Origin of the sequence: Methanolobus mangrovi, from assembly GCF_031312535.1 — an archaeon.
GTDB lineage: Archaea > Halobacteriota > Methanosarcinia > Methanosarcinales > Methanosarcinaceae > Methanolobus > Methanolobus mangrovi.
The window spans coordinates 1,416,453-1,440,391 of the sequence record NZ_CP133594.1 but is presented as its reverse complement, the minus strand read 5'-3'; the positions used below and the strand labels follow the sequence as shown (position 1 = coordinate 1,440,391).

At 43.6% G+C, this 23,939-nt stretch carries 21 protein-coding genes; 7 read left to right on the top strand and 14 right to left on the bottom strand.

Annotated features, from left to right (window positions below):
- Positions 1-222 precede the first annotated feature (222 nt).
- From pscS to RE476_RS06820, 3 genes are read left to right on the top strand one after another with little or no spacing between them, the layout of a single operon-like run.
- The gene (gene pscS / locus RE476_RS06830; RefSeq protein ID WP_309306917.1) at positions 223-1,596 is read left to right on the top strand and encodes an O-phospho-L-seryl-tRNA:Cys-tRNA synthase; all 1,374 of its coding nucleotides are present in this window, start codon (positions 223-225) and stop codon (positions 1,594-1,596) included.
- A 41-nt stretch (positions 1,597-1,637) separates the two neighbouring features.
- Positions 1,638-2,378, top strand: coding sequence for a HesA/MoeB/ThiF family protein (locus tag RE476_RS06825; RefSeq protein WP_309306916.1), 741 nt, complete (start codon positions 1,638-1,640; stop codon positions 2,376-2,378).
- Between the two features lie 5 nt (positions 2,379-2,383).
- The gene (locus tag RE476_RS06820; protein ID WP_309306915.1) at positions 2,384-2,791 is read left to right on the top strand and encodes a molybdenum cofactor biosynthesis protein MoaE; all 408 of its coding nucleotides are present in this window, start codon (positions 2,384-2,386) and stop codon (positions 2,789-2,791) included.
- A 24-nt stretch (positions 2,792-2,815) separates the two neighbouring features.
- Here the strand turns inward: RE476_RS06820 and nadA are convergent, their stop codons facing one another.
- Positions 2,816-3,745: a quinolinate synthase NadA gene (nadA, locus tag RE476_RS06815; protein WP_309306914.1), complete on the bottom strand. Its 930-nt coding sequence runs from the start codon at positions 3,743-3,745 to the stop codon at positions 2,816-2,818.
- 293 nt (positions 3,746-4,038) lie between these two features.
- On the opposite strand from nadA, the gene RE476_RS06810 reads away from it, so the two are divergent.
- The 4 genes from RE476_RS06810 to RE476_RS06795 all read left to right on the top strand — a co-directional run bounded on the left by RE476_RS06810 (position 4,039) and on the right by RE476_RS06795 (position 8,915).
- Positions 4,039-4,656 (top strand): cobalamin B12-binding domain-containing protein, encoded by a 618-nt coding sequence (locus tag RE476_RS06810; protein WP_309306913.1) that lies wholly within the window; start codon positions 4,039-4,041, stop codon positions 4,654-4,656.
- An 11-nt stretch (positions 4,657-4,667) separates the two neighbouring features.
- Positions 4,668-5,687 carry a uroporphyrinogen decarboxylase family protein gene (locus RE476_RS06805; RefSeq protein WP_309306912.1) on the top strand — a complete coding sequence of 340 codons (1,020 nt, stop codon included), beginning with the start codon at positions 4,668-4,670 and terminating at the stop codon, positions 5,685-5,687.
- 6 nt (positions 5,688-5,693) lie between these two features.
- On the top strand, positions 5,694-7,379 hold the full coding sequence (locus RE476_RS06800; RefSeq protein WP_309306911.1) for an ATP-binding protein: 1,686 nt from the start codon (positions 5,694-5,696) through the stop codon (positions 7,377-7,379).
- Positions 7,380-7,478: 99 nt separating this feature from the next.
- Positions 7,479-8,915 (top strand): sensor histidine kinase, encoded by a 1,437-nt coding sequence (locus RE476_RS06795; RefSeq protein WP_309306910.1) that lies wholly within the window; start codon positions 7,479-7,481, stop codon positions 8,913-8,915.
- A 46-nt stretch (positions 8,916-8,961) separates the two neighbouring features.
- On the opposite strand, the gene RE476_RS06790 is transcribed toward RE476_RS06795, so the two are convergent.
- From RE476_RS06790 to RE476_RS06730, 13 genes are all read right to left on the bottom strand, one after another.
- Positions 8,962-9,318 carry a DUF1641 domain-containing protein gene (locus RE476_RS06790; protein WP_309306909.1) on the bottom strand — a complete coding sequence of 119 codons (357 nt, stop codon included), beginning with the start codon at positions 9,316-9,318 and terminating at the stop codon, positions 8,962-8,964.
- Positions 9,319-9,330: 12 nt separating this feature from the next.
- Positions 9,331-10,521 carry an NAD(P)/FAD-dependent oxidoreductase gene (locus tag RE476_RS06785; RefSeq protein ID WP_309306908.1) on the bottom strand — a complete coding sequence of 397 codons (1,191 nt, stop codon included), beginning with the start codon at positions 10,519-10,521 and terminating at the stop codon, positions 9,331-9,333.
- 239 nt (positions 10,522-10,760) lie between these two features.
- Positions 10,761-11,072 (bottom strand): 30S ribosomal protein S10, encoded by a 312-nt coding sequence (gene rpsJ, locus RE476_RS06780; protein WP_015052947.1) that lies wholly within the window; start codon positions 11,070-11,072, stop codon positions 10,761-10,763.
- Between the two features lie 33 nt (positions 11,073-11,105).
- Positions 11,106-12,377 (bottom strand): translation elongation factor EF-1 subunit alpha, encoded by a 1,272-nt coding sequence (gene tuf / locus RE476_RS06775; RefSeq protein WP_309306906.1) that lies wholly within the window; start codon positions 12,375-12,377, stop codon positions 11,106-11,108.
- Between the two features lie 126 nt (positions 12,378-12,503).
- Positions 12,504-14,696 (bottom strand): elongation factor EF-2, encoded by a 2,193-nt coding sequence (locus RE476_RS06770; protein WP_309306905.1) that lies wholly within the window; start codon positions 14,694-14,696, stop codon positions 12,504-12,506.
- Positions 14,697-14,738: 42 nt separating this feature from the next.
- Entirely contained in the window at positions 14,739-15,299 is a 561-nt protein-coding gene (locus RE476_RS06765; RefSeq protein WP_309306904.1) for a 30S ribosomal protein S7, read from the bottom strand.
- A gap of 5 nt (positions 15,300-15,304) precedes the next feature.
- Positions 15,305-15,733 carry a 30S ribosomal protein S12 gene (locus tag RE476_RS06760; protein ID WP_292466712.1) on the bottom strand — a complete coding sequence of 143 codons (429 nt, stop codon included), beginning with the start codon at positions 15,731-15,733 and terminating at the stop codon, positions 15,305-15,307.
- A 50-nt stretch (positions 15,734-15,783) separates the two neighbouring features.
- Positions 15,784-16,209, bottom strand: coding sequence for a NusA-like transcription termination signal-binding factor (locus RE476_RS06755; protein WP_309306903.1), 426 nt, complete (start codon positions 16,207-16,209; stop codon positions 15,784-15,786).
- Between the two features lie 14 nt (positions 16,210-16,223).
- Positions 16,224-16,514, bottom strand: a complete 291-nt coding sequence (locus RE476_RS06750) for a 50S ribosomal protein L30e (RefSeq protein WP_309306902.1) — start codon at positions 16,512-16,514, stop codon at positions 16,224-16,226.
- Between the two features lie 91 nt (positions 16,515-16,605).
- Complete coding sequence (gene rpoA2, locus RE476_RS06745) at positions 16,606-17,748, bottom strand: DNA-directed RNA polymerase subunit A'' (protein WP_309306901.1); 1,143 nt, start codon at positions 17,746-17,748, stop codon at positions 16,606-16,608.
- Complete coding sequence (locus tag RE476_RS06740; RefSeq protein WP_309306900.1) at positions 17,748-20,390, bottom strand: DNA-directed RNA polymerase subunit A'; 2,643 nt, start codon at positions 20,388-20,390, stop codon at positions 17,748-17,750. Before RE476_RS06740 ends, rpoA2 begins: the two co-directional genes overlap by 1 nt.
- Before the next feature lie 14 nt (positions 20,391-20,404).
- Positions 20,405-22,219, bottom strand: coding sequence for a DNA-directed RNA polymerase subunit B (rpoB, locus tag RE476_RS06735; RefSeq protein ID WP_309306899.1), 1,815 nt, complete (start codon positions 22,217-22,219; stop codon positions 20,405-20,407).
- Positions 22,212-23,837, bottom strand: a complete 1,626-nt coding sequence (locus RE476_RS06730) for a DNA-directed RNA polymerase subunit B'' (protein WP_309309568.1) — start codon at positions 23,835-23,837, stop codon at positions 22,212-22,214. Before RE476_RS06730 ends, rpoB begins: the two co-directional genes overlap by 8 nt.
- Positions 23,838-23,939: the final 102 nt, after the last annotated feature.

Below are 23,939 nucleotides of genomic sequence, written 5' to 3'. Positions count from 1 at the left end.
AAAAATGAGTATTTGCTCACAATTGTGAATATAACCTGAATCTTAAAAGTCTTTTCTCTCATCTTCACTTTTCCTTTTCCTCAATGCAATGGTTTATATATTCACTATTGTTAATTATCATTTCACAATCGTGAATAGGTGATAAATGCACGATATTAATGCTGTATTTTGTCTGGAAGTGCTTTTTTCACTGACAGCCGGGATGCAGCACGAGGTATTCCTATGGATATCAGAGCACAGAAAACATTTGAAGCGCTATTTGCCCTTGAAGACGTCCGCGAAATGCTGCGTCAGTCACTACCAGGTTCGACTGGCCCGACAGATATGGATGGGTTCAATGAGCAAATACGGCATATCAGGTCGGTAATAGACGACCTGGAAGCTGGAACCGGCGTTCCTGAGATCACTAAGATCGGCGGAACACTGGGTATTCGAAGCCGTGAGGAAGAATACGTTAATATCCAGCCAATACAGGCAGCAGGAAGACTAACCCCGGAGGCCCGCAAGGCACTCATTGCATATGGGGACGGATACTCTACCTGTGACAGTTGTCGTAAGCCCTTCAGACTTGACAAGATATCCAAACCGCCCATCGCTGATTTCCACCAGGAGCTTGCTGCTTTCCTTAACATGGATACGGCTCGTGTAGTCCCTGGAGCACGAAGAGGATTCCAGGCTGTCACATCAAGCCTTGTGAAACCGGGGGATACTGTGATCGTCTCATCTCTGGCACACTACACAGAGTTCCTTGCAGTTGAAGGTGCAGGCGGTGTAGTGAAGGAAGTCCCTCTTAATGAGAATAATATTATCACAGCCGATGCAGTGGCAGACAGGATAGAGGACGTTACTGCTGAGACCGGAAAGCTTCCCGCACTTATCATGATCGACCATTTCGATTATCAGCTTGCAAATGAGCATGATGTAAGTGGGATCGGGAAGGTTGCCCGCCAATATGATATTCCTTTCCTCTACAACGGAGCGTATACCGTAGGTGTGATGCCTGTGGATGGAAAGAAGATCGGTGCTGACTTTATAGTTGGTTCCGGTCACAAAAGTATGGCGTCCCCTGCACCATCAGGTGTCCTTGCCACAACCGATGAATGGGCTGATGTGGTATTCAGGACAACGCAGATGACAGGTGACCTGACCAATCGCAAATTCGGAGTTAAAGAGGTCGAGATGCTTGGATGTACTCTTATGGGCTCGACCCTGATGGCAATGATAGCCTCTTTCCCCACAGTGAAAGAGCGTACCCAGAAATGGGATGAAGAATTAAAGAAATCCAATTTCCTCATGGATAAGCTGCTCGAAATAGAAGGAAGTGCAGTATTATCTGAGTACCCGAGAAAGCACGCCCTTTCAAAAGTTGACACCACCGGAAGCTTTGATGTGGTTGCAGAAAAACATAAGAGAAGAGGTTTCTTCTTCTCCGATGAACTCACAAAGAGGGGAATAGTAGGGGAGTTTGCTGGCGCAACCCGCGCGTGGAAGCTCAGTACCTATGGTCTCTCATGGGAAAAGATCAACTATCTTGCAGATTCCCTTCAGGATATTGCAGAGAAATATGAAATAAAGGTCAACAGGGATAAACTTTGATATCCTTATCCGTTATTAATCATGTTTGAGGAATATGGATTATGCTAGGCAAAGAAGAGCTTGAACGTTATAGCAGGCAGATCATGCTTTTTGGTGAGGATGGCCAGAAACGATTAAAGGATGCAAAGGTTTTCATTGCAGGTGCAGGGGGACTGGGGTGTCCGATAGTCCTTTATCTTGCTGTTGCCGGTGTGGGACACCTGAGAATTGCAGATCGTGATTCTGTGGAGTCAAGCAACCTTAACCGTCAGGTACTGCACTGGGAATCGGATATAGGCAGGGAGAAAGTATTATCTGTTGAAGATAAACTCCAGGCTGCAAATCCGCATATTAACGTCGAGACATTCCATCTGACAATAGATGAGTCCAATATCCGGGAGCTGGTAGGTGACGCTGACATTATAGTCGATGCAATGGACAATTACCCTGTCCGTTATCTTCTCAATCAGGTTGCCCACGAAAAAGGTATACCTCTTATTCATGGTGCTATCCGTGGTTTTGATGGTCAGGCAATGACGATCATTCCCGGGGAAAGTGCATGCTTCAACTGTGTTTTTCCCAGTCCTCCGCCAACGGAAGTATTTCCTGTTGTTGGCGTGACCCCTGGTATAATTGCTATGATACAGGCTAACGAAGTTATCAAGTATCTAGTGGGTACCGGTGAGCTTCTGACCAACCGTTTGCTCATATGGAATGGTCTTTACTCGGAGATGGAAACACTGAAAGTATCCCGAAGGAAGGATTGCAAGGTGTGTTGTAACATCGGCAAGTTGCAGGAGTGATTCCTATGATAAAAATTACACATGATGACTTTGATATAAACGCAATGATATCTCAGGCAAGAACTAGTAAAATGGGTGCAATGGTTACTTTCCTGGGAACTGTCAGGGATGATGGGATGGACTTACTTCAGTTCGAGGTTTATGAAGAAGTGGCCATCAGTGAACTTGAAACCATACGTAATGAAGCCTTTGAAAAATTCGACATTGAAAGTGTGGATGTTATTCACCGAATAGGGGAATTGCCTGTGGGTGAGAATATCCTCTTGATAATTGTAGGTGCAGGGCACCGCAAGGAAGCATTTGATGCATGCGAGTATATTCTCGAGAGAATAAAGGAAAGTGTCCCCATATGGAAAAAGGAAATAGGGGATGCCGGTGATCGCTGGATACCCGGGGAAGCCTATAATTCCTGATCCCTATTTTCATTTTTCAGTAATTTAAAGGTCAAGCATTCGCTGGATTGCCAGACGTGCCCTGTCTGCCACATCTTCCGGGACTGTTACTTCAGGGGTTAGAGTTTCAAGGGCCTTGTAAACTTTCTGAAGGTCTGTTCTTTTCATGGTAATGCATACTGCATTTGAAGATAAAGGATAGCATAATTTGTCCGGGCAGTCTTTTTTCATCCTGTGAAGTATCCCTACTTCAGTACCGATAATGAATTCTTTACTGCTACTCTTAAAGACATGTTCTATCATGCCGGATGTTGAATAGACATAGTCTGCCAGATCAACGACTTCCGATCTGCATTCAGGATGTACCAGAACTTCTGCATCAGGGTGAAGCTGGCGTGCTGTCTTCACATCTTCGGGTGTGATCCTGTCATGTACAAAACAGAATCCTTCCCAGGGCATTATTTCCTTGTCGGTGAACCGGGCTACATAACTGCCCAGATTCCTGTCAGGCACGAAAATGACCTGGTCAGCATCAAGAGATTCGACCACTTTTACAGCGTTTGAGGATGTACAGCATATATCGCTCTCTGCTTTCACTTCCGCTGAGGTGTTCACATAACAGACAACTTCCGCATCAGGGAATCTCTCTTTAAGGACGCGTAGTTCTCCTGCAGTTATCATTTCGGCCATAGGGCAATTTGCATCTGCAGCAGGTAGTAATACTGTTTTTTCAGGTGAAAGGATGGCTGCTGTTTCTGCCATGAAGTCAACTCCACAGAATACTATTACATCTGCATCCTGATTGGCTGCTTTTCTGGCAAGTTCCAATGAGTCTCCCGTGAAGTCAGCTATGTCCTGCACTTCTTTTACCTGGTAGTTGTGGGCAAGTATTACAGCATTACGTTCTTTTTTGAGCTGTAGTATTTTCTCTACTAATGCTTCCCTGTCAAGCGTCGTTTTTTCGATGTAGGTCATGAATAATACCTTTGTTTAATATCTCTATATAGATTGGATTTGCCATTTAAGGCATTGTGTTCACAATTGAGAATTGTACTTTTTCTTATATACTTTTTCCCATTATTTCCTGACAATATCATCTAATTATGTTTTTTCTTGAGTAAGTGTAACTGGTAATACAACATTGATCATTCATTATATTTTTTAAAGACTACATCTATTTTTTAATAATAAGCTTATATAACTGAATACCATAGTCTTTATATCATTTATCAGGTGGTGCGTGTATAGGTACGGATAATTATCTGGCTTTGGAATTAGAGGATGCTTTACTTTCTTTAAATAGGGTAGCAGCAACCACGATGATAATAAATGAATTTACTGGTGACAATGCTTTTGAGTTGATCAATGAGGTAATCTCGCCTGCCCTTGAAAACATAGGTCGTATGTGGGCAAGTGGTGAAATTGCATTATCTCAGGAGTATATGGCAAGCAAGATTTGTGAAGAAATAGTTGAAACGATATTGCCTGCCGAAAGTCCTGCCAGGAAGGACATGCCGGTTATTGGTATTACAACCCTGGGCGATGAGCATATGCTTGGAAAACGTATAGTTTGTTCTTTTCTCAGGGCCAGAGGGTTCAATATCCATGACTATGGTGACATGGGGCCGGAAAAAATTTCCCAAAAGGTCAAAGAGGACGGTATTGAGGTACTAATGGCTTCGACACTGATGCTCAATATTGCCTATGAGGTAAAAAAACTCAGATTAATATTTGAGCGTGAAGGTATCAAAACCAGGATAATAGTGGGTGGTGCACCATTCTTGTTTGACCGTAACCTGTGGAAAGAAGTTGGTGCTGATGCTATGGCAGTGGATGCCATGGAATCTATAGGCAGGATATACGAGGTTCTGGGGGTATCCCAATAAGCAGCGAAGAAATGACACCCATGGAAAGAGTCCTTACCACTCTCAGTCACGAAGAACCTGACAGGGTTCCATTGTTCCTGTTATTGACAACACAGGGTGCCAAGGAGTTCAATGTTTCTATTGAAGAATATTTCTCAAATCCTGAAATGGTTGCGCAGGGCCAGATAAAAATGCAACATAAATATGGTCATGATTGTTATTATCCTTTTTACTACGCATCCCTTGAAATGGAAGCATGGGGCAGCAATTCAATTTTCTATCCTGATGGTCCCCCAAATTCAGGAAGGCCTATACTCCGGGATTTTCAGGATATAGTTTCTCTGGAAGCACCGGATGTATTCGAATCACTGCAATTGCAGAAAGTCCTGAAGACCACAGAAATAATAAAAGAACATGCAGGTGAGGATATTCCTATTATTGGAGTAGTTATGTCTCCCTTTTCATTGCCAACCATGCAGATGGGTTTCGGTAATTACCTGGATCTGATATACGAGCAACCTGATATTTTCAATGAATTAATGCGAATCAATGAACAGTTCTGTATACAGTGGGCTAATGCGCAGATAGAGTCAGGTGCAACTGCCATTTGCTACTTTGATCCGGTCTCTTCATCGACTATTATTCCTCCTGAGCTTTACCGGGACACAGGCTTTAAAGTCGCAAAAAGAACGATTTTCAGGATAAATGGTCCGACCGCAACTCACATGGCTTCGGGGAGGTGCCTGCCTATAATAAACGATATTGCAGAAACCGGAACTGCGGTTATCTGTACAAGTGTGCTGGAAGATCTTGCAGAGATGAAGGCGGTATGTAAAGGGAAGATGACAGTATTGGGCAACCTCAATGGTTTAGAAATGAGGCACTGGACGCGGCAGGAAACCGAAGACCATGTAAAAGATGCAATTCAAAAGGCAGCAACCGGTGGAGGCTATATTATCTCTGACAATCATGGTGAGATTCCATATCCTGTTCCATCTGAAGTGCTTAAGTCTGTCTCAGAATATGTTGAAAAATGGGGAAGATACAGGTAGAATTGTATGGTTCACGATAATTATCTCATTACACATGAATGCATTCGAAAGGAAGTCGAATATGTGCTTTCCGAAGATATGCAATTCAAAGGAATAAAACCTGTATATTTTAGTTCTTCACAGGATGTCCGAAACTCTGAAGTTATTCTTGATATTATCAGGGAACAGAAATGTGACAATGATATATTGCTTCTGTGTGATAGGTCCTGTCCGAAAGTTTCCATTCCGGATGAATACTCAGGCTCTGTTAATGTACATAAGGTCGAACACATGTATGATCTATTTACTGAGAACTTAGTTCTACAGGAATATGAAGGGACAGGTTCTTTTATCATAGTTTCCGGGTGGCTGGAAAACTGGCAGGATAATATCAAGTCTGTTGCTCAATATGATAATAATTCAGTTTTTTCATTCTCTGAATCATATTCATCTATTCTCATTCTGGATACAGGTGTTCATTCTGACCTTATTGTCAGGGCAAAGGAATTATCTGAATTTACAGGGATTCCATTTAAAATTCATGATGTTGGTATGGAGTACTTCAACCTTATATTTGAGAATCTGGTACTTCGATGGAATATTGAAAAGAAACAGAGCCAGTTAAAGATATGCAACAGAAAAGCGGCTTCATATGCCATGTCAATTGATTTTATCAAAACAATTGCCGATATCACGGATGAATCTGTTGCAATTGATTCTATTTGCAAGTTATTCAGCACTATGTTCGCTCCGAAAAATATTGTTTACTACTCATTTAATGAAGATGGGATGGAGCTTAAGTATTGCAAGTTACCTGGAACTGAACAGGAAAATACAATCAAATTGAAGAATTCTGATTCAAACTATATTGTATTTGATACTGAAGATGGTTTTGCGATTAAGATCATGGCAACTGCTGATGTCCTGGGTATTATTGAGATACATGGTGTTGCTTTCCCGGAATATCTGGATGAGTATCTAAGTGCTGGTTATGATCTTGCAAAAGGTTCAGGACTTGCAATATCCAATATAAGGCGTTATCATGAGTTATTCAGGTCAAGGGAAGAGCAGGTAAAACTTGCTGAGATGCTTCGTACTACAAATCGTATTTTGCGGCATGATATTGCCAATGATCTCCAGATCATCATAGGAGCGTTGGATATATTTGAAGAGAATGGCGATGAAAAATTCCTTTCTATGGTCAAACAAGCGTCACAAAAAAGTGTTGCCCTGATCAGGAATTTAAAGGAAATAGAAGAGGTCTCAGCTGGCGACAAACAGTTTGAGCTTTTGAATGTGAAAAGTCTGGTGGATGGTGTCATTAGTAAACACACAGCAGAATTCAATGTAAGAGGGGATTGTGTTATCATGGCGGACAAAGCCATGTCATCGGTGCTTGATAATATAGTAAGTAATGCAATTATTCATGGAAACGCCACCAAGGTTGATATTGGAATAGTCAGCCAAAATGGCACTTGTGAGATTTCCATTGCAGATAATGGTACAGGTATTCCCGATGAAGTAAAATCCAGGGCTTTTGATGAAGGATACAAGTATGGAAAAACCGGTCATACGGGATTTGGATTGTATATAGCCAGGAAAACAATTGAACGCTATGGTGGTACTGTACAGGTTGAGGATAATAAACCAACAGGTGCAAAATTTGTGATAGAGCTAAATGCTGCCAGAATGGATAATTATGTGGCAAATTAAAGATATTCATTTCCATATAAATTCAATCTACGGGGTCATATATTAGTGGTCTAAAATTATATTGTTGTTTATTCTCGGGGAATAACAGGAGTTTGCATTGTGGGATCAAGATATTTATGTGAAAGATACTCTGAAACTTTACTGGTTCTCTTAATTCTGGCATGTCTTTATTTTGTCAGCCTGAAGAGTTATCTCCTATTCCACAGTATTGTTGAGGTAGCCAGTGTCGTAGTTATATCTGCTGTTTTTCTGATTGCCTGGAACTCCAGGAATTATATCAAAAACTCCTATCTTCTTTTTCTTGGAATAAGCTTTCTTTTTGTGGCAGGTATTGATTTTTTGCATATAATCAGCTATAAGGGAATGTGCATCTTCCTGGGTTATGATGCAAACCTGCCAACTCAATTATGGATTGCTGCACGGTATATGCAAAGTATTTCCCTGTTAATTGCTCCTTTTATGCTGGGGAGGGCACTGAATGTTCATAAGGTATTTTCCATATACTTTGTAGTGACTTCTCTTCTTCTCACATCAATTTTTACAGGTTATTTTCCTGATTGTTTTATTGAAGGTAGTGGCCTTACACAGTTTAAAATAGTGAGTGAATATATTATCTCATTGTTCTTGCTTGCCTCTCTTTTCATGCTACACAGGCATAAAGCAGAATTCAACTACAATGTTTATAGGCTGCTATCCGTTGCTATCATCTTTACTATATTTTCAGAGCTGTCATTTACTTTTTACATAGATGTATATGGTTTTTCCAATCTTATAGGGCACTATTTCAAACTACTTTCTTTCTATCTTGTGTATAAAGCTATAGTTGTAACTGGTCTTATGAGTCCATATGATCTTCTTTACAGGGAACTCAAAATGAAAGAATACGATCTTGTAAAGGAAAAAGAATCACAGGAAAGCCTGCTGGAAACACTTGGACTTGTAAACAAGATAATTCGCCATGATATTCTTAATGACCTTAATATCATTTATCTTTCAGTAGACAACCTTAAAGAAAGGATGGAGGAACGAGAACTTGATATGTCCCAGAAGGCAGTTGAACATAGCCTGAATCTTATAAAGGAAATGAAAGAATTCGAATCACTTACTTCCCTTAAAGGACTGAGTACCCTTAACCTCCGTCAGCTTATATTGGAGGCTGCACAGGAGTTCCCTGTTACCATCAATGTGGTTGGTAATTGTTCTGTGAAAGCAGATACCGGTCTTCATTCTGTGGTCAGCAACATCATACAGAATGCAATAGTCCATGGGAAGGCTGACAGAATAAATATCACTATGCAAGAAAAAGATAACTTTTGCGAATTAAGGATAGCAGACAATGGTAGTGGAATACCTGACAGGATCAAAGGACGTGTATTTGAAGAAGGTTTCAAGTATGGCGAATCAGCAAATACGGGTCTTGGTCTGTATATTGCCAGGAAAATAGTTGAAAGATATGGTGAGATTACATTAGAAGACAATGTTCCTTCTGGTGTAATATTCATACTAAAATTGAACCATGTTTCTACGTCGAAATAAGGTCAAAAAACAAATTATCCCACTTTGGAAGTGGGATGCATTTATTTTAGTCTTCTGTGGCCCTTCCAATTGCTTTAACGAGTGTCAGCATGACGCCAAGACCTTTCTGGAAATCCTCGTCCTGCATTTGTTTTAGTAAACCACCAAATCCAACTTTAGGTGGATTGATAAGAGCTTTGTCAAGTTCCGGGTCCTGCAATCCTCTCTCGATCACATCCACCATGTCCGTACTTATTACTGCGTTTGCAAGCTTGAAGACAGTTGCCATGATTTCAGCGATTCCATGGGCTGTCTGGTCATTCATGTAATCCTGCATGATCCTGGCAGTTCTTACCAGATCAAGAAAAGCTTCCATATCTTCAGGTCCCACGGGAATACTTGTTGGTGTATTTTCATTATCCATGTCCATCACTCCTTAGAACAACCCTTTTACACTCATGTCCCAGTGCAGGTAGTAATACATACGATACATGTACCATCCCATTTTAGTTGGCTTGAATGGTGCTGGCATGACTCCGTAATTCCATGTGGCTATGTATGCTTCTCCTGCTGAAACAGGGGTTTCCATCTCTGTTATTATGGGGCAGCCGGTTTCTCCTTCGTATGGTACTTTGATCTTATTGCCATATATCTCATTGATGAGGTTCTGGCTAACTACGAGAGCCTGATAATGTGCTCCTATTCCGGTTTTCAGTATATCTGCCGGTCCGTTATCCCCGAGGATGTAAACGTCATCGTGGTTGCCCGCAGGTCCTCGATACTGGAGGGTTGTCTTATTGCATGGTATCCAGCCTTTTTCATCTGTAAGTCCTGAGTCAGCAAGGAGTTTTTGAGGTTTATGGGGAGGGACAGCTATCAAAAGATCATAATTGATTGTTTCTCCTTCCTTTGAACTGAGTTCTTTTTTGGAAGCATCGACTTTACCAAGCGGGAAGCTCCTTTTTACTTCTATGTTCTTCTCTTTAAGGAGGCCGCTTACAAGTTTATTGAATTCAGGTGGCCCTATCGGTTCCATAGGCCAGAGTAATGTAAGATTGAATTGTTCCCTGTTCTTCCTTATATTCCGGAGGTAACTATCGAGCAGGAATGCAAATTTCACGGGAGCTCCAGGGCAGGGTATGGGCATTGAGGCAACAGAGATAACTATATCTCCTTTCTCAAGATTTCGAAGTTTCTCCCCAACCTGCATTGCTCCTTCAATGGATGTGTAAAATGTGTTTAGTTCGTTTGCAAGTCCGGGTACTGCATCAGCATCTGCACGGGCTCCCATTGCAATTACAAGGTAGTTATAAATGTATTTCTTTCCACTTTTGACGGCCACTTCTTTGTTATTGAGATTAACAGATGTAACTTCCCCATCATCTCCAAAGGCAGTGTTAACACGTGGACTGATAAGTTTCTTTCTTTTTCTTATTATGTCCTCGGGGGTGTACAGTCCAAATGGAAGGAATGTGAATCCTCCCTGATTTATGCTGGTGTCACTTTTGTCAAGAATGGTGATCTCCAGTTCGTCCTTAGCAATTTTCTTTCTGAATTCTCTGGCAAGTTTATTGGCTACTACTGATCCGGCATAGCCTGCTCCTAATATCAGTACCTTTTCTTTCATAGTTTAACCCCACATTTTTAATGAGTTGGTGGTTTAGATATATTTTGCGGTACTGATGGTTTATCTCAGTAGTATTTAAGGAAATGGAAGAACCTATCAAAACAGAAGGTTTGCAGCAGTTCTATCCTAAAATCTTTCATAGCCGGCACTCTTGAGTGCCGGCTGAAAGATGAGAAGTAGAGGTTACAGATTTGATCTGTAACTTAAAGGTTATAGTTATTGCTAGCAATAACTATAGCTTAGTTCTGAAGTACTATCTCGATGTTGATGTCCTTAGGAACCTGGATACGCATAAGCTGCCTGAGTGCACGCTCATCTGCTGCAATGTCAATAAGTCTCTTATGTACACGCATTTCCCAGTGATCCCATGTAGCAGTTCCGTCGCCACTTGGACTCTTACGGACAGGTACTACCATCTTTTTGGTTGGTAGTGGAACTGGTCCTGAGATACTTACCCCTGTTCTGTCTGCAATAGCTTTTACCTGATCGCAAACACCATCAAGGTTTACAGGACTGATTCCTGATAATCTTATTCTTGCTTTCTGTGACATGTTCTTCTCCTAAAAAAAGGAAATTTGAGTGTCTTACTGCTTCTGTTTGACACTCATGCACATGCCAGCAGCAATGGTCATACCCATATCACGGATAGCGAATCTACCGAGCTGTGGGATTTCCTTTACTGGTTCGATAACCATTGGCCTTGTTGGTCTGATGGTTACGATTGCTGCATCTCCAGCCTTAATGAAGGTTGGGTTCTCTTCCTTTGTCTGACCTGTCTTAGGGTCAAGTTTCTTGTCAATGGACATGAGAGTACATGCAGTCTGGGTTGTGTGACAGTGGAATACTGGGGTGTATCCTACTGTGATAGCGGATGGGTGCTGAAGGACAACGATCTGTCCTGTGAACTCTTCTGCTACTGATGGTGGGTTGTCAGCTGCGCCACATACATCTCCTCTGCGGACATCGTTCTTACCTACACCACGTACGTTCCATCCGATGTTGTCACCAGGAACTGCCTGTGGCTGTTCTTCATGGTGCATTTCGATTGACTTTACTTCGCCGGTTACGCCACTTGGGTTGAATGTTACGCTCTGACCCTTCTTCATAATTCCTGTCTCGACCCTACCTACTGGTACGGTTCCGATACCGGAGATGGTGTATGCATCCTGTACAGGGATACGGAGTGGAAGCTTGTCTGGCTTTTCTGGTTCCTTTAGCTCGTTAAGGCATTGAAGAAGTGATGGACCAGTGTACCATGGTGTGTTAGGGCTTGACTTTGTGATGTTGTCGCCTTCGAATGCGGATGTTGGGACAAATGGAATCTCTGAAGCCTTGAATCCTACCATACCGAGGAGCTGGCTTACATCTGCCTTTACCTGGTTGTATCTCTCTTCGCTGTATTCAGCTGCATCCATCTTGTTTACAGCAACGATAAGCTGGTTGATACCGAGTGTTCTTGAAAGGAATACGTGTTCCTTTGTCTGAGCCATTACACCATCAGGTGCTGCTACGACAAGAACAGCTGCGTCTGCCTGGGATGCACCTGTGATCATGTTCTTTACGAAGTCACGGTGACCTGGGCAGTCTACTACTGTAAAGTAGTATTTGTCTGTGTCGAATCTCTTGTGAGCGATATCGATTGTAATACCTCTCTCACGCTCTTCCTTCAGGGAGTCCATTACCCATGCGAAAGCGAAGGATTCTTTACCTTTCTCTTTAGCTTCTGCCTTGTATTTCTCGATCAGGTGAGCAGGTACTGCTCCTGTTTCGAACATTAATCTTCCGACAAAGGTTGATTTGCCGTGGTCAATGTGACCGATAACTGCCAAGTTCATGTGTGGTTTGTCAGCTGCCATTTTCATATCTCCTTTAGTTAATTCTAATATAATGTATCAGTTTGATTTGCCATAATAGGTCTTTTTACGTTTAAACCTTTCTGACGAAATAGGATTTTTGCAGCAAAAAGCTGCAAATCTCCGCAATTACATACTCAGGTAATCAGATGCTTGTGGAAGTTCCTTCTTAAGTCCTTTCCTTTCTCTTATACCGCTAACAACTTCTGTTGTCATGTTAGCTGGAAGCGTGTCAAAGCCTGCGAATTCTGTGCTCCACATTGCGCGACCTTCAGTTGCAGATCTTATATCTCCTGCAAATCCGAATAACTCAGATACAGGTGCCTTTGACTCAATAATGGTCATGTCACCTTCGCTGGTCATATTAATAATGACACCACGACGTCCCTGAATTTCCTTTGCGGCACCACCCATCTGGTCCTGTGGGACCTGGATGAATACCTTCTGGTGTGGTTCAAGAAGTGTATCGTCCGCCATGAGCATTGCTGCCTGAATTCCCTGTCTTGATGCAGGAATTACCTGTGCTGGTCCTCTGTGGACTGCATCTTCGTGCAACTTTGCATCTGTAAGTTTGACCTTTACGCCCATACATGGTTCTCTGGAGAGTGGTCCGGCCTTCATTACTTCCTGGAATCCTTCAAGAACAAGTTCCATGGTTTCATTGAGGTACTGGATACCCTTTGTTACATCGACGTAGATATTGCTCTCAAATATGTCTGCAATACCCTTTGCTTCATCTTTGTCCATACCAGCAGCTATGAGCTTCTCTCTGCGCTCAACCTCAGGCATGCGCATTGAGATTTCTCCGTTTCTGATAAGTTCCCTTACTCCTTCCTCAAGAGGCTCAACTGTAACGTAGAACCTGTTGTGTCTGTTTGGTGACTTACCTTCTACAGGTCCTGCAGTGCCACGGATAGTTTCACGGTAAACTACGAGAGGTGGGGTTGTTGTGATCTCTACACCCTTGTCACGCTCGATCCTGTGTGCAATGACTTCAAGGTGGAGTTCTCCCATACCTGCCATCAGGTGCTCACCGGTCTCTTCGTTCAGTGTGATCTTAAGAGTTGGGTCTTCTTTAGCGACCTGTCTCAATACTTCGACAAGTTTAGGAAGATCCTTCATGTGTTTAGCTTCGACAGCTACGGTAACTACCGGCTCACTGGCATGGGTTATACTTTCGAAAGCTTCCATACCATCAAGGGTGGTTACTGTTGAACCGACGATAGCGTCCCTAAGTCCTGTTACAGCTGCAATGTTACCTGCCGGGATGTTCTCTACTTCAAGCCTCTCAGGGCCCATGAAAACACCGACCTGCTGAATCCTGTTCTTCTTTGAAGCACCGGATACGTAAACTTCCATACCACGGGTAAGTGATCCGCTGAACAACCTTCCTGTTGCAACTTCACCAGCATGAGGGTCCATTGAGATATCTGTTACCATGAAAGCCAGATCAGCTGTTGCATCTGCACTGAGCATTGCCTTTCCGATCTTGGATTCCTTATCTCCGTGCCAGATTACATTGACCCTGTCAGCCTGAGCTACAATAGGTGTTGGGAGGAACCTGATAACCATGTCGTTGACCGCTTCATGAAGCGGGCATTTCTCTGCAAGTGACTTCATGTCTTCAGCACGGCAATAATCAAATACTTGCTGGAAACTGACTCCGGTCTTCTGCATCATTGGTACGCTGATAGCCCAGTTGTATAATGCTGAACCGAATGCTACAGTACCTTCTGCTGCATCGACTCTCCATCCTGCATTGTAGCGCTCTTCATTCATACCTTTAATGAGCTTGTTCACGTGGTCGATAAGTTTACCGAGCCTGATCTGCATTTCCTGTGCATCGACCTGTAACTCGTTTATGAGACGGTCTACCTTGTTGATGAACAGTACTGGCTTAACGTGTTCCTTTAATGCCTGCCTGAGTACTGTCTCAGTCTGTGGCATTGTACCTTCTACAGCATCAATAACTACGACTGCTCCGTCCACTGCACGCATTGCACGTGTAACGTCGCCACCAAAGTCTACGTGCCCTGGTGTGTCAATAAGGTTGATGAGATACTCCTTTCCGTTGTACTCGTGAACCATTGATACGTTAGCAGAGTCAATTGTAATACCTCTTGCCTGTTCTTCTTCGTCAGAGTCCATGAAAAGCTGGCGGCCTGCAAGTTCTTTTGAGATCATGCCTGCGCCTGCAAGGAGATTATCTGATAATGTTGTTTTCCCGTGGTCGATATGCGCAACAATACCGATGTTACGTATCATTTCAGGATTGCTCATGAGCGCTGTGACGCGCTCAACCATCTTTTTCCTTCTACCCATATTTACTACCTGATCCTTATTTACTAAGTGTTGGGATTTGCATTAACGTGCTGCCTTTGCGACTCTTTCTTTTGAGTCCTTTCTGTTGATAGAGAAGCATTTTGCATCGCGGTTTGAAGCTGCAATGATTTCTGCTGCAAGGCAGTCTGCTGCACTTCTCTTGGATTTGAAAGAAGCCTTGTTTGCACCCATTGTGATGTATCTGAGTGCACTGTCTACACGTCTCTGTGGAGCAGTGTCCACTGCTTTTGGCACGGATATTCCGCCGTACTTAAGTCTGACTACTTCTTCCCTTGGGCCTGCGTTAGAGATAGCCTCTACCAGTACCTGTACAGGGTTCTTCTTGGTTCTTGTGTTAATGATGTCTAATGCTTCAGAAACAACCCTCATAGCATTCTGCTTCTTTCCGGTGTTCTGTCCATTGCGCATAACATTGTTAACAAGACGCTCAACGATGCAGATGTCTGACTTGTTGAACTGCTGTCTTGCATGCTTTCCGTTTGAGTGAGGGATTATCACAGGGTCGAGATTCACATACCTTTTAATTCCCTGGTCAGTGACATCTACTTCAGTGAGATCCCATTTTTCAAATAGCTTGTACATTTAATTTATCTCCTTGGTTTCTCTTTTCGGCCAATGACCATCTCTCTTAAGGATACATTGTTAACAGCAGTGACCTTAAAGCGTACTCCGGGAATATCTCCCATTGCACCACCCATGCGGCCACCAATTCTTTCTACTGTAACTTCATCGTGCTCGTCGATAAAGTTGATAGCACCGTCTCCAGGGCAGAAAGCTGACACCTGACGTCCGTTCTTGATCAACTGTATTCTTACACATTTCCTGATAGCTGAGTTTGGCTGCTTAGCCTCAATTCCCACTTTCTCAAGTACAATACCTCTTCCCTGAGGTGCGCCACCGAGAGGGTCTGCTTTCACGTCAAGTCCGAGTGTACGTCTGTTATAGCGGGAGTCCTTCCATCTTGCATCCTTTCGCATGCGCTGAAGTGTATGAGCTGCATATTTTCCATTTGGCATAATTACGTCTCCAATTAATGTCTTTGATGAGTATGATATTATTTGAATTATCACTGCAGGATGACATCATCGATGTCGTGATGTCTCTTAGCGACAAGTTTTACCTTTTCAATGTTTTTCCCATTCCGTCCTATGGCAAGACCCTTGTCTTTATTAGATACTTCTACATAAGCCAATCGCTTATTATTCCTGTCTGTGATATTCACTGATTTTACAGATACCGGGCCGAATGCGTTCTTTATAAACGCAGCAGGTTCGTCCGAGTATTCGACAAGATCAATCTGTTTATCCACCTTATTTTTCATGCGGTTAATATGGTCTCCGTTCTTCCCGATCGCAGCACCCATATCGCCTGATTTGATCACGTATATTATTCTGCCGTCATCGATTATGCAATCTTTGACCGCTGCACCTGTTATATTTTCAAATAACGCTATATATCGGATACTTTCGGTGGATAACTTGATCTCGCCCAAATATTGCAACTCCTTTAAGCAGCAGCAGCCAGGATGTCGGACTCACCACTGTCAATGATAGCCATTGCAGCAATGATGAATGGTTTTCCGCAGGCAGGTCCAAGTTCTGTTCCTGTTCCGGAGTAGTTAAGTATCGGTACATCTAGGCTTTCAATCTTGGCTCTTACATCTGCAGGGCAATTTGCGGCAAGTACAACCATTTTTGCTTCATTGTTCATGGCAGCATCAATAGTCCTGTTAGATCCAATGATCACCTTTCCGGTTCTGATCACTTTGATCAGTGCTTTGTCTATGTTAATATCCATTTATATCAACTCATTTATAATGTCAGTTTGAGATTTGTATTAATAAGTGATTCCGTATATCTACTTTCTGGTTGCTCTTTATAAAGAGTGTTCATCTCGTTACGAGATGCACATCTCCTGTTCCCAGCTTAATTGGTTGTCCTACTATGATGTTCTCAGTAACACCGTTGAGTTCATCACGATCTCCACGCATACCTGCATCAAGTAGGTGAGTTACTGTAACTTCGAAAGCCGCACGCGCGAATACACTGGCTTTCTCACCAGAAATACCGTGCCTACCGATCTGTTTTACTTCTCCGTCACAGCACATGATATCTGATACAAGCATTATGTGTCTGATATCGACAGTAAGGCCCTGCTCTGCAAGTGTATCTGTAGCTTCTTTAATTATGGAATTCCTTGCAGCTTCAATACCAAACACCTCAAATATCTCTCCAATATTGTTGGTGTAGGTTCTTGTAGCATCTGTTCCTTCTATCTGAAGTACTTCTTTAAGCTTTGAACCTTCTGTATAAAGGGTATATTCCTCTCCATCTTTCCTGATGACAACTCTTTTAATTCCTTCTATACCTTTCAGTGTAATGAAGTGAATATTCTTTGCCAGCTGGAGAAGTTCTCTGTAGGAGGGTGCACTTGGGATTACAATGATCTGATTTGCAACAGTTTCTGAGACCTTGACCATTACGCCAAGTTCTTCATGAAGCTTGTCTGCAATCTCATCTGGTTTAAGTGATCTGTGTAAAAGTGTCTTTTCGTGCAGATCAATGACGAGTTGCATGTTCGCAAGGTCGGTGGTAATATCGGCAAGGTGTTCTATGTGGGTTGCCTCTATTTCCCATGCAAGCTTACGTGCTTTATCTCTGTCAGTTGCATATTCTTCTTCCAGTGCGATGGTCATCATTGGTGTACTCGGCTGTTTCCTTGCATCCACAATCTCAATGAGACGTGGCAAACCAAGTGTAACGTTAATTTCAGCGACACCAGCGTAGTGGAAGGTACGCATGGTCATCTGAGTGCCCGGTTCACCAATGGATTGTGCTGATACAACACCCACTGCTTCACAGGGTTCTACACATGCATATTCGTAACTGTCTTTCACACGCTCGATGATATCTTCCAGCTCTTTCTTTGTGACGCCTACTTTCATCACGTCATCTCTCAATGTCTTCATGATGTTCTTAGGCAGATCGAGCTGACTGATCATTGAATCAATAGTTGCTTCACTGATTGTCATTAGTTCACCTCTTTCCCGGTGACCATTCTGACAATCCTGTGTACTGCTTCAGGTTTGCTGTAGTCACTCTTTGTGGAATCGATTCCATCTTCTCCGTATTTGAACTGAACAACCACACCACGGGTCTCACGCACAGTACCGTCGTACTGGACTTCAAGATCCTGCAATGCGTTTACAAGTCTCCTCTGCAGGTAACCTGACTGGGAAGTACGGACTGCAGTATCTACAAGACCTTCACGACCACCGATTGCGTGGAAGAAATATTCAGTTGGATTCAATCCGCTCTTATAACTTGCTTTAACGAATCCGTGGGCATCTGCACCAAGGTCACCCTTGTCAAAGTGTGGGAGTGTCCTTCCTGCATAACCTCTTCTGATCCTTTCACCACGAACCGCCTGTTGTCCGACACAGGCAGCCATCTGGGTAAGGTTAAGCATTGAACCTCTTGCACCGGACTTAGCCATTATAACCGCAGAATTCTCAAGACCAAGTTGCTGACCTGCAATGTTACCGGTCTGATCTCTTGCCTTACCGAGTACTTGCATGATCTTCATTTCTATAGTCTCTTTAAGTGTACGTCCTGGCAATGCTTCAAGCTCTTTTGCTTCATATGCGTCAATTAGCTCTTTTACGGTTTCTTCCGCTTCTTTAAGGAGGTTATTGATCTGTAACTTAGCAGTCTTGGGTATGTCTTCGTCACTGATACCAAAACTAAGTCCTGTCTTCATCACACCGCGGATAGCAAGTCTTGTAAAGTCATCTACGAACTTGGCACCTGCTTCCGGGCTGTATTCCTTAACAACTTTATCAAGGATCTTACCTTTGAAAGCACCAATACCTTGTTCATCAATGGTGCCCTGAAGCATTTCTCCGTCCTCTATGACCACATATGCATTGTACTCACAACCTCTCTTCTTACAGGTGTCACATTTGAAACATACCTGTGCAGGGAACTCAAGGTACAATCCCTTTGGAAGAATCTGACTGAAGATCTGCTTTCCGTTCCACAGTGGTTCTCCATCTTCGGAGTAGCTTGCAGGTTCCGGAAGATCTCTTATGTCTGATTTCCTGAGCAGTTCAAGAGCAGCATTCTTGGTGATTGCGTTCTCGTTTCTTGTTAGCAGGAACAATCCAGAAATGTGGTCGTGTATACCGCCAATGATAGGTCCGCCGAAACGAGGGGACAGGATGTTTTCCTGTACTTGCATGAGAATGCTGGCCTCAGCCCTGGACTCTTCGGTCTGGAGAACGTGCATGTTCATCTCATCACCGTCAAAGTCAGCGTTGTACGGGGCACATACTGCAGGGTTAAGTCTGAATGTCTTGTTAGGCAGTACCTTGACCCTGTGAGCCATGATACTCATCTTGTGGAGGGATGGCTGTCTGTTGAATAGGACAATGTCTCCATCCATAAGTTGCCTTTCGACTGTCCATCCGACCTCAATCTTTTCTGCGAGTTCTTCCTTGTTGATCTCGGATACTCTGATACGCCTTCCGTCCTCCCTTATGGCATAATTTGCACCAGGGTGTACTTCTTTACCACGTAGTATATACATGCGAAGAAGGTCAATATTCCTTGTTGTTACCCTTTCAGGTATTGTCATATGCCTGGCAATTGCATAAGGAACTCCTACTTCGTTGATACTGAGGTTAGGGTCTGGGGATACCACAGTACGTGCTGAGAAGTTCACACGCTTACCTGACAGACTTCCTCTGAACCTTCCTTCCTTACCTTTAAGACGCTGGGTGAGTGTCTTCAGCGGCCTTCCTGACCTGTGTCTTGCAGGTGGCACACCGGATACTTCGTTATCAAAGAAAGTTGTAACGTGGTACTGGAGCAATTCCCACAGGTCCTCTATAATGAGCTGTGGTGCGCCAGCATCCCTGTTCTCCTGGAATCTCTGGTTGATCCTGATGATGTCCACAAGTTTGTGGGTAAGGTCATCTTCACTGCGCTGACCTGATTCAAGAGTAATTGATGGTCTGACAGTTACTGGTGGTACTGGCAGAACTGTAAGGATCATCCATTCAGGTCTTGCGCTCTCAGGGTCCATTCCAATTACTTTTACATCCTCATCAGGTATGTTCTCAAAACGGTCACGTATCTCTGTTGGTGTAAGTTTGTGTCCGTCCTCAACATAATCACTGGGCTTTTCAAATTTGATCTCAAGCTGATCGGTTGAGCAGTATGGGCAGCTCTTTGACTTGCGTGCTTCCTTAAAGACCTCATTAATAATGTCGTCCGGAAGGTGTCCCATTTCTTTTGAAGTTTCCAGTTGTGCAAGGAAATCATTTTTCTTTTCAGGAGTAAGCATCAACCTGCTGCAATTGCGGCAAACTGAGCGTAATGCCTTGCGTATGGTCTTGTTAAATCCTACGTGTATGACTGGTGCAACAAGGTCTATATGTCCGAAGTGCCCCGGACATTCACCAGCACGGCTTCCACAGGTCTTACATTTAAGACCTGGGTCAATAACTCCCAGACGCAGGTCCATAAGACCCATGTCAATTGGATAACCGTCATCATCATAGGTATCAGCCGTTATGATGGCGGTAACGCTCATCTTCCTCACTTCTCGAGGTGATATCAGACCGAATTTAATGGCCCCGACTCTTTTTGGAATTGATGGAATATCGTTCATTTTAAAATCACCCATTATACTGCATCCTCAAGTTGGAGTCTTGGAGCTACGCCGAGGGATTTGATTTCATCAAGCAGCAGTTTGAATGCATAACTCATATCTACAGGGTGGATATCAGTCTCAGCACCACAGTTAGCACAGTATCTGATGTTTCTCTTCCTGTCAAATGTTGCAATCATTCCGCAGTGTCCGCAGACAAGCTCAGTTACTTTGTCCGATTCATCGAGCAGCCTTTCCTTAAGGGTCATTGCAGCGCCGTGTCCTATAAGCACATCACGCTCCATTTCTCCGAAACGCAGACCTCCTTCACGGGCACGACCTTCTGTAGGCTGCCTTGTAAGCACCTGTACAGGTCCGCGTGACCTGGCGTGCATCTTTGATGCTACCATGTGGTGCAGTTTCTGGTAAAGGATAACTCCTACAAACACATCTGCCTGTATCTTCTTGCCGGTAACGCCGTCTGAGAATACTTCTTTACCTGTGTGTGCAAATCCCTGTTCTTTCAGTGCTGCACGCAGGTCATCTTCATTCTCTCCGGAGAATGCGGTTGCATTGATCCTTCTTCCTTCCATGGCACCTACCTTGCCGCCGATCATCTCAAGCACGTGGCCTACTGTCATACGTGAAGGGATCGCGTGCGGGTTGATTACAAGGTCAGGTACAAGTCCATGTTCTGTAAATGGCATGTCTGCAAAAGGAACTATAAGGCCGATAACTCCTTTCTGTCCGTGTCTTGATGCGAACTTGTCACCAATTTCAGGGATTCTCTGGTCTCTTATCTTTACCTTTGCAAGACGTGTTCCGTTAATTGATTCGGTAAGAATGACTGTGTCAACGACTCCTTTCTCGTTGGAACGCATTGTAATAGCACTTTCTCTGCGCTGTTCAACACTGATTCCAAAGTCTGACTGTTCCTCAAGGAAACGTGGTGGACTGGTCTTTCCGATAAGTACGTCATTTGGACCGACGACCGTCTCCGGGTTCACAAGACCGTCAATATCAAGATTTGCATAAGATTCAGGACTGCGGGCACCTCTGAACTCGGAGTCAGGTATCTCGAACTTGTCTTCCTGTCCACCGGGGTAACGTCTTTCTTCGCCCTCAAATGTCCTGAGGAAATGACTTCTTCCAAGTCCTCTCTCAATGGAACCTTTGTTAAAGACCAGTGCATCTTCAATATTGTGTCCTTCGTAGGACATAACAGCTACAACGAAGTTCTGTCCTGCCGGCCTGTCATCGAAATGGATGGATTCGCAGGTCTGTGTTCTGACCATTGCTTTCTGTGGGTAGTGCAAAAGGTGTGCACGGGTGTCCGGCCTGAGCTTGGTGTTGGATGTTGATACTCCTATACACTGTTTGACCATTGCTGCACCCATTGTGTTACGTGGGGATGCATTATGTTCCGGGTATGGTACCATTCCTGTACAGATACCTAACATCAGTCCAGGATTGATCTCCATATGGCTGTGTTTGTCGGTAATGTCTTCCCTGTAAAGTGCAATAAATGCATTTTCCTCTTCTTCGGAATCAAGGTACTCTATTTTGCCGGCCTTTGTCATCTCGTTGTAAGACATCTTGCCTTCAGCAAGCAGTCCTTCCTCTTCCTCAGTTACAAGAGCTTCACCATTTTTCACAATGATGAGTGGTCTTCTTGCACGGCCCATATCCGTATTGATTATTACCTCGTGTATGTCTTCGTAATATGTGACATTGACTTGGTCTGAAATAATTCCTGCACCTCGCTGCTCTCTAAGGTTTTCAATCAGCTCTGTGGGGTCCGTATGGGTTCCTATGAGTTCTCCGTTAAGGAAAACTTTAGCTTCATTCATCGAGAAGTCCTCCCATGTCATCTAATGAATCTGAATAATTCGTATATCCTATCGGTTCCGGTTTATGATCATCATCCACTATTGGTTTTGCCTCAAGCTCATCCAGGTAGTCATCGAGTTCAGCATCATATTCTGGAAGTGCTTTAAGTGATGAGTTAAGAACAGTCTTTACAACGCCAAGATCATAGAGTATGCCCTTTATCTTTTTGTCTTCATCAGCACCGGTTGAAAGTTCCACCATCTGTGCGAAGTTCTTCACAAGACCACAATTCGGACCTTCCGGGGTTTCTGAAGGGCAAAGCCTTCCCCATTGTGTAGGGTGAAGGTCACGAGCCTCAAAGTGAGGTTGTGCTCTTGAAAGAGGGGATATTACACGCCTGAGGTGTGAAAGTGTTGAAATGTAATCGGTCCTGTCAAGCAGTTGTGATACACCTGTCCTGCCGCCTACCCAGTTACCGGTTGCAAGAGGGTGCTGTAATCTGTCTGTAAGCACGTCAGCCCTCACAAGTGTGATAACATTGAGCTCACGGTTCCTCATGTTAGCTCTTTCAAGCTGGTATTTGATGTCTCTTGAGAGCCTGTTGAATGCAACCCTGAACAGGTCTTCCATAAGGTCACCAGTAAGCTTCAATCTCTTGTTTGAATAGTGGTCCTTGTCATCAGAAGTACGCCTTCCCAATGCAAGCTCAAAACAGGATTCTGCCATTCTTCCAAGGAAGCTTGCCTTTGAAGCCCTGTCAGTTGGCTCGTTTCCAAGATGCGGCAAAAGGTATCTGTCAATGACATAGTTGGCACGTTTGATCTGGTAATCCCTTGCCTGTCCTGAAGCAACCCTTGATCCTATCTTTTCCATGGCATCTTCAATGTTATCAACCTCTGCTTCTTCCAGGTTCTCAAACATGAATTTCATGATTTCAGGGTCAGTTGATACGGCCTTAACAAGATCTTCGTCAGTCTCGATACCGAGTGCCCTCATAAGTGTGATAAAGTTGATACGTCCTGAAATTGATGGGAATGATACTTCGAGAAGTGATTTTCTGCCCCTCTCTACAACAACCAGTGCCCTGTATCCTCTTCTTTGTGAGAATACCTTGGATACTTCGATGCTGTCTCCGTATCTCTCACCAAGCTCAGTGAGTATCTTGTTCGGAGCGAGGTCTTCCAGGGTCATGACTACTCGCTCGGTTCCGTTAACGATAAAATATCCTCCAGGGTCAAGTGGGTCTTCGCCGTATTTGACCATCTCCTCCTCGCTGAGGTTTGTGAGGTTGCAGATGTTGGATTTGATCATTACTGGGAGCTGGCCGATCTTCGCTTCCTGTGGTTCCTTTTCTTCATCATTCTCTACAACACTCATCTGCAGGTAGAGTGGTGCGGAATAGGAGAGGTTCCTGAGCCTTGCTTCGTTAGGGTATAGATTCTCAATAGCTCCATCTGCTTCTTTCACAACCGGGTTCTCTACACGGATAGCGCCCAGTTTTATGTAGGTGTCTTCAAGATCCGTTTCGATTATCTGCTGTTCATCGATGATCTTTTGCAACCCTGTCTCCAGAAACTTGTTATATGAATCGATGTGATGCTGTACGATCTTATCTTTCGTAAAAAACGAACGTGGGATCTGTCCTTTGGTTAACGCTATGATAGCACCTTCTTTATATGATTTATATTATCGTAAAATTGTAAAAAAGCCCATGTCAAATGACAAATGTGGGATTCGCTT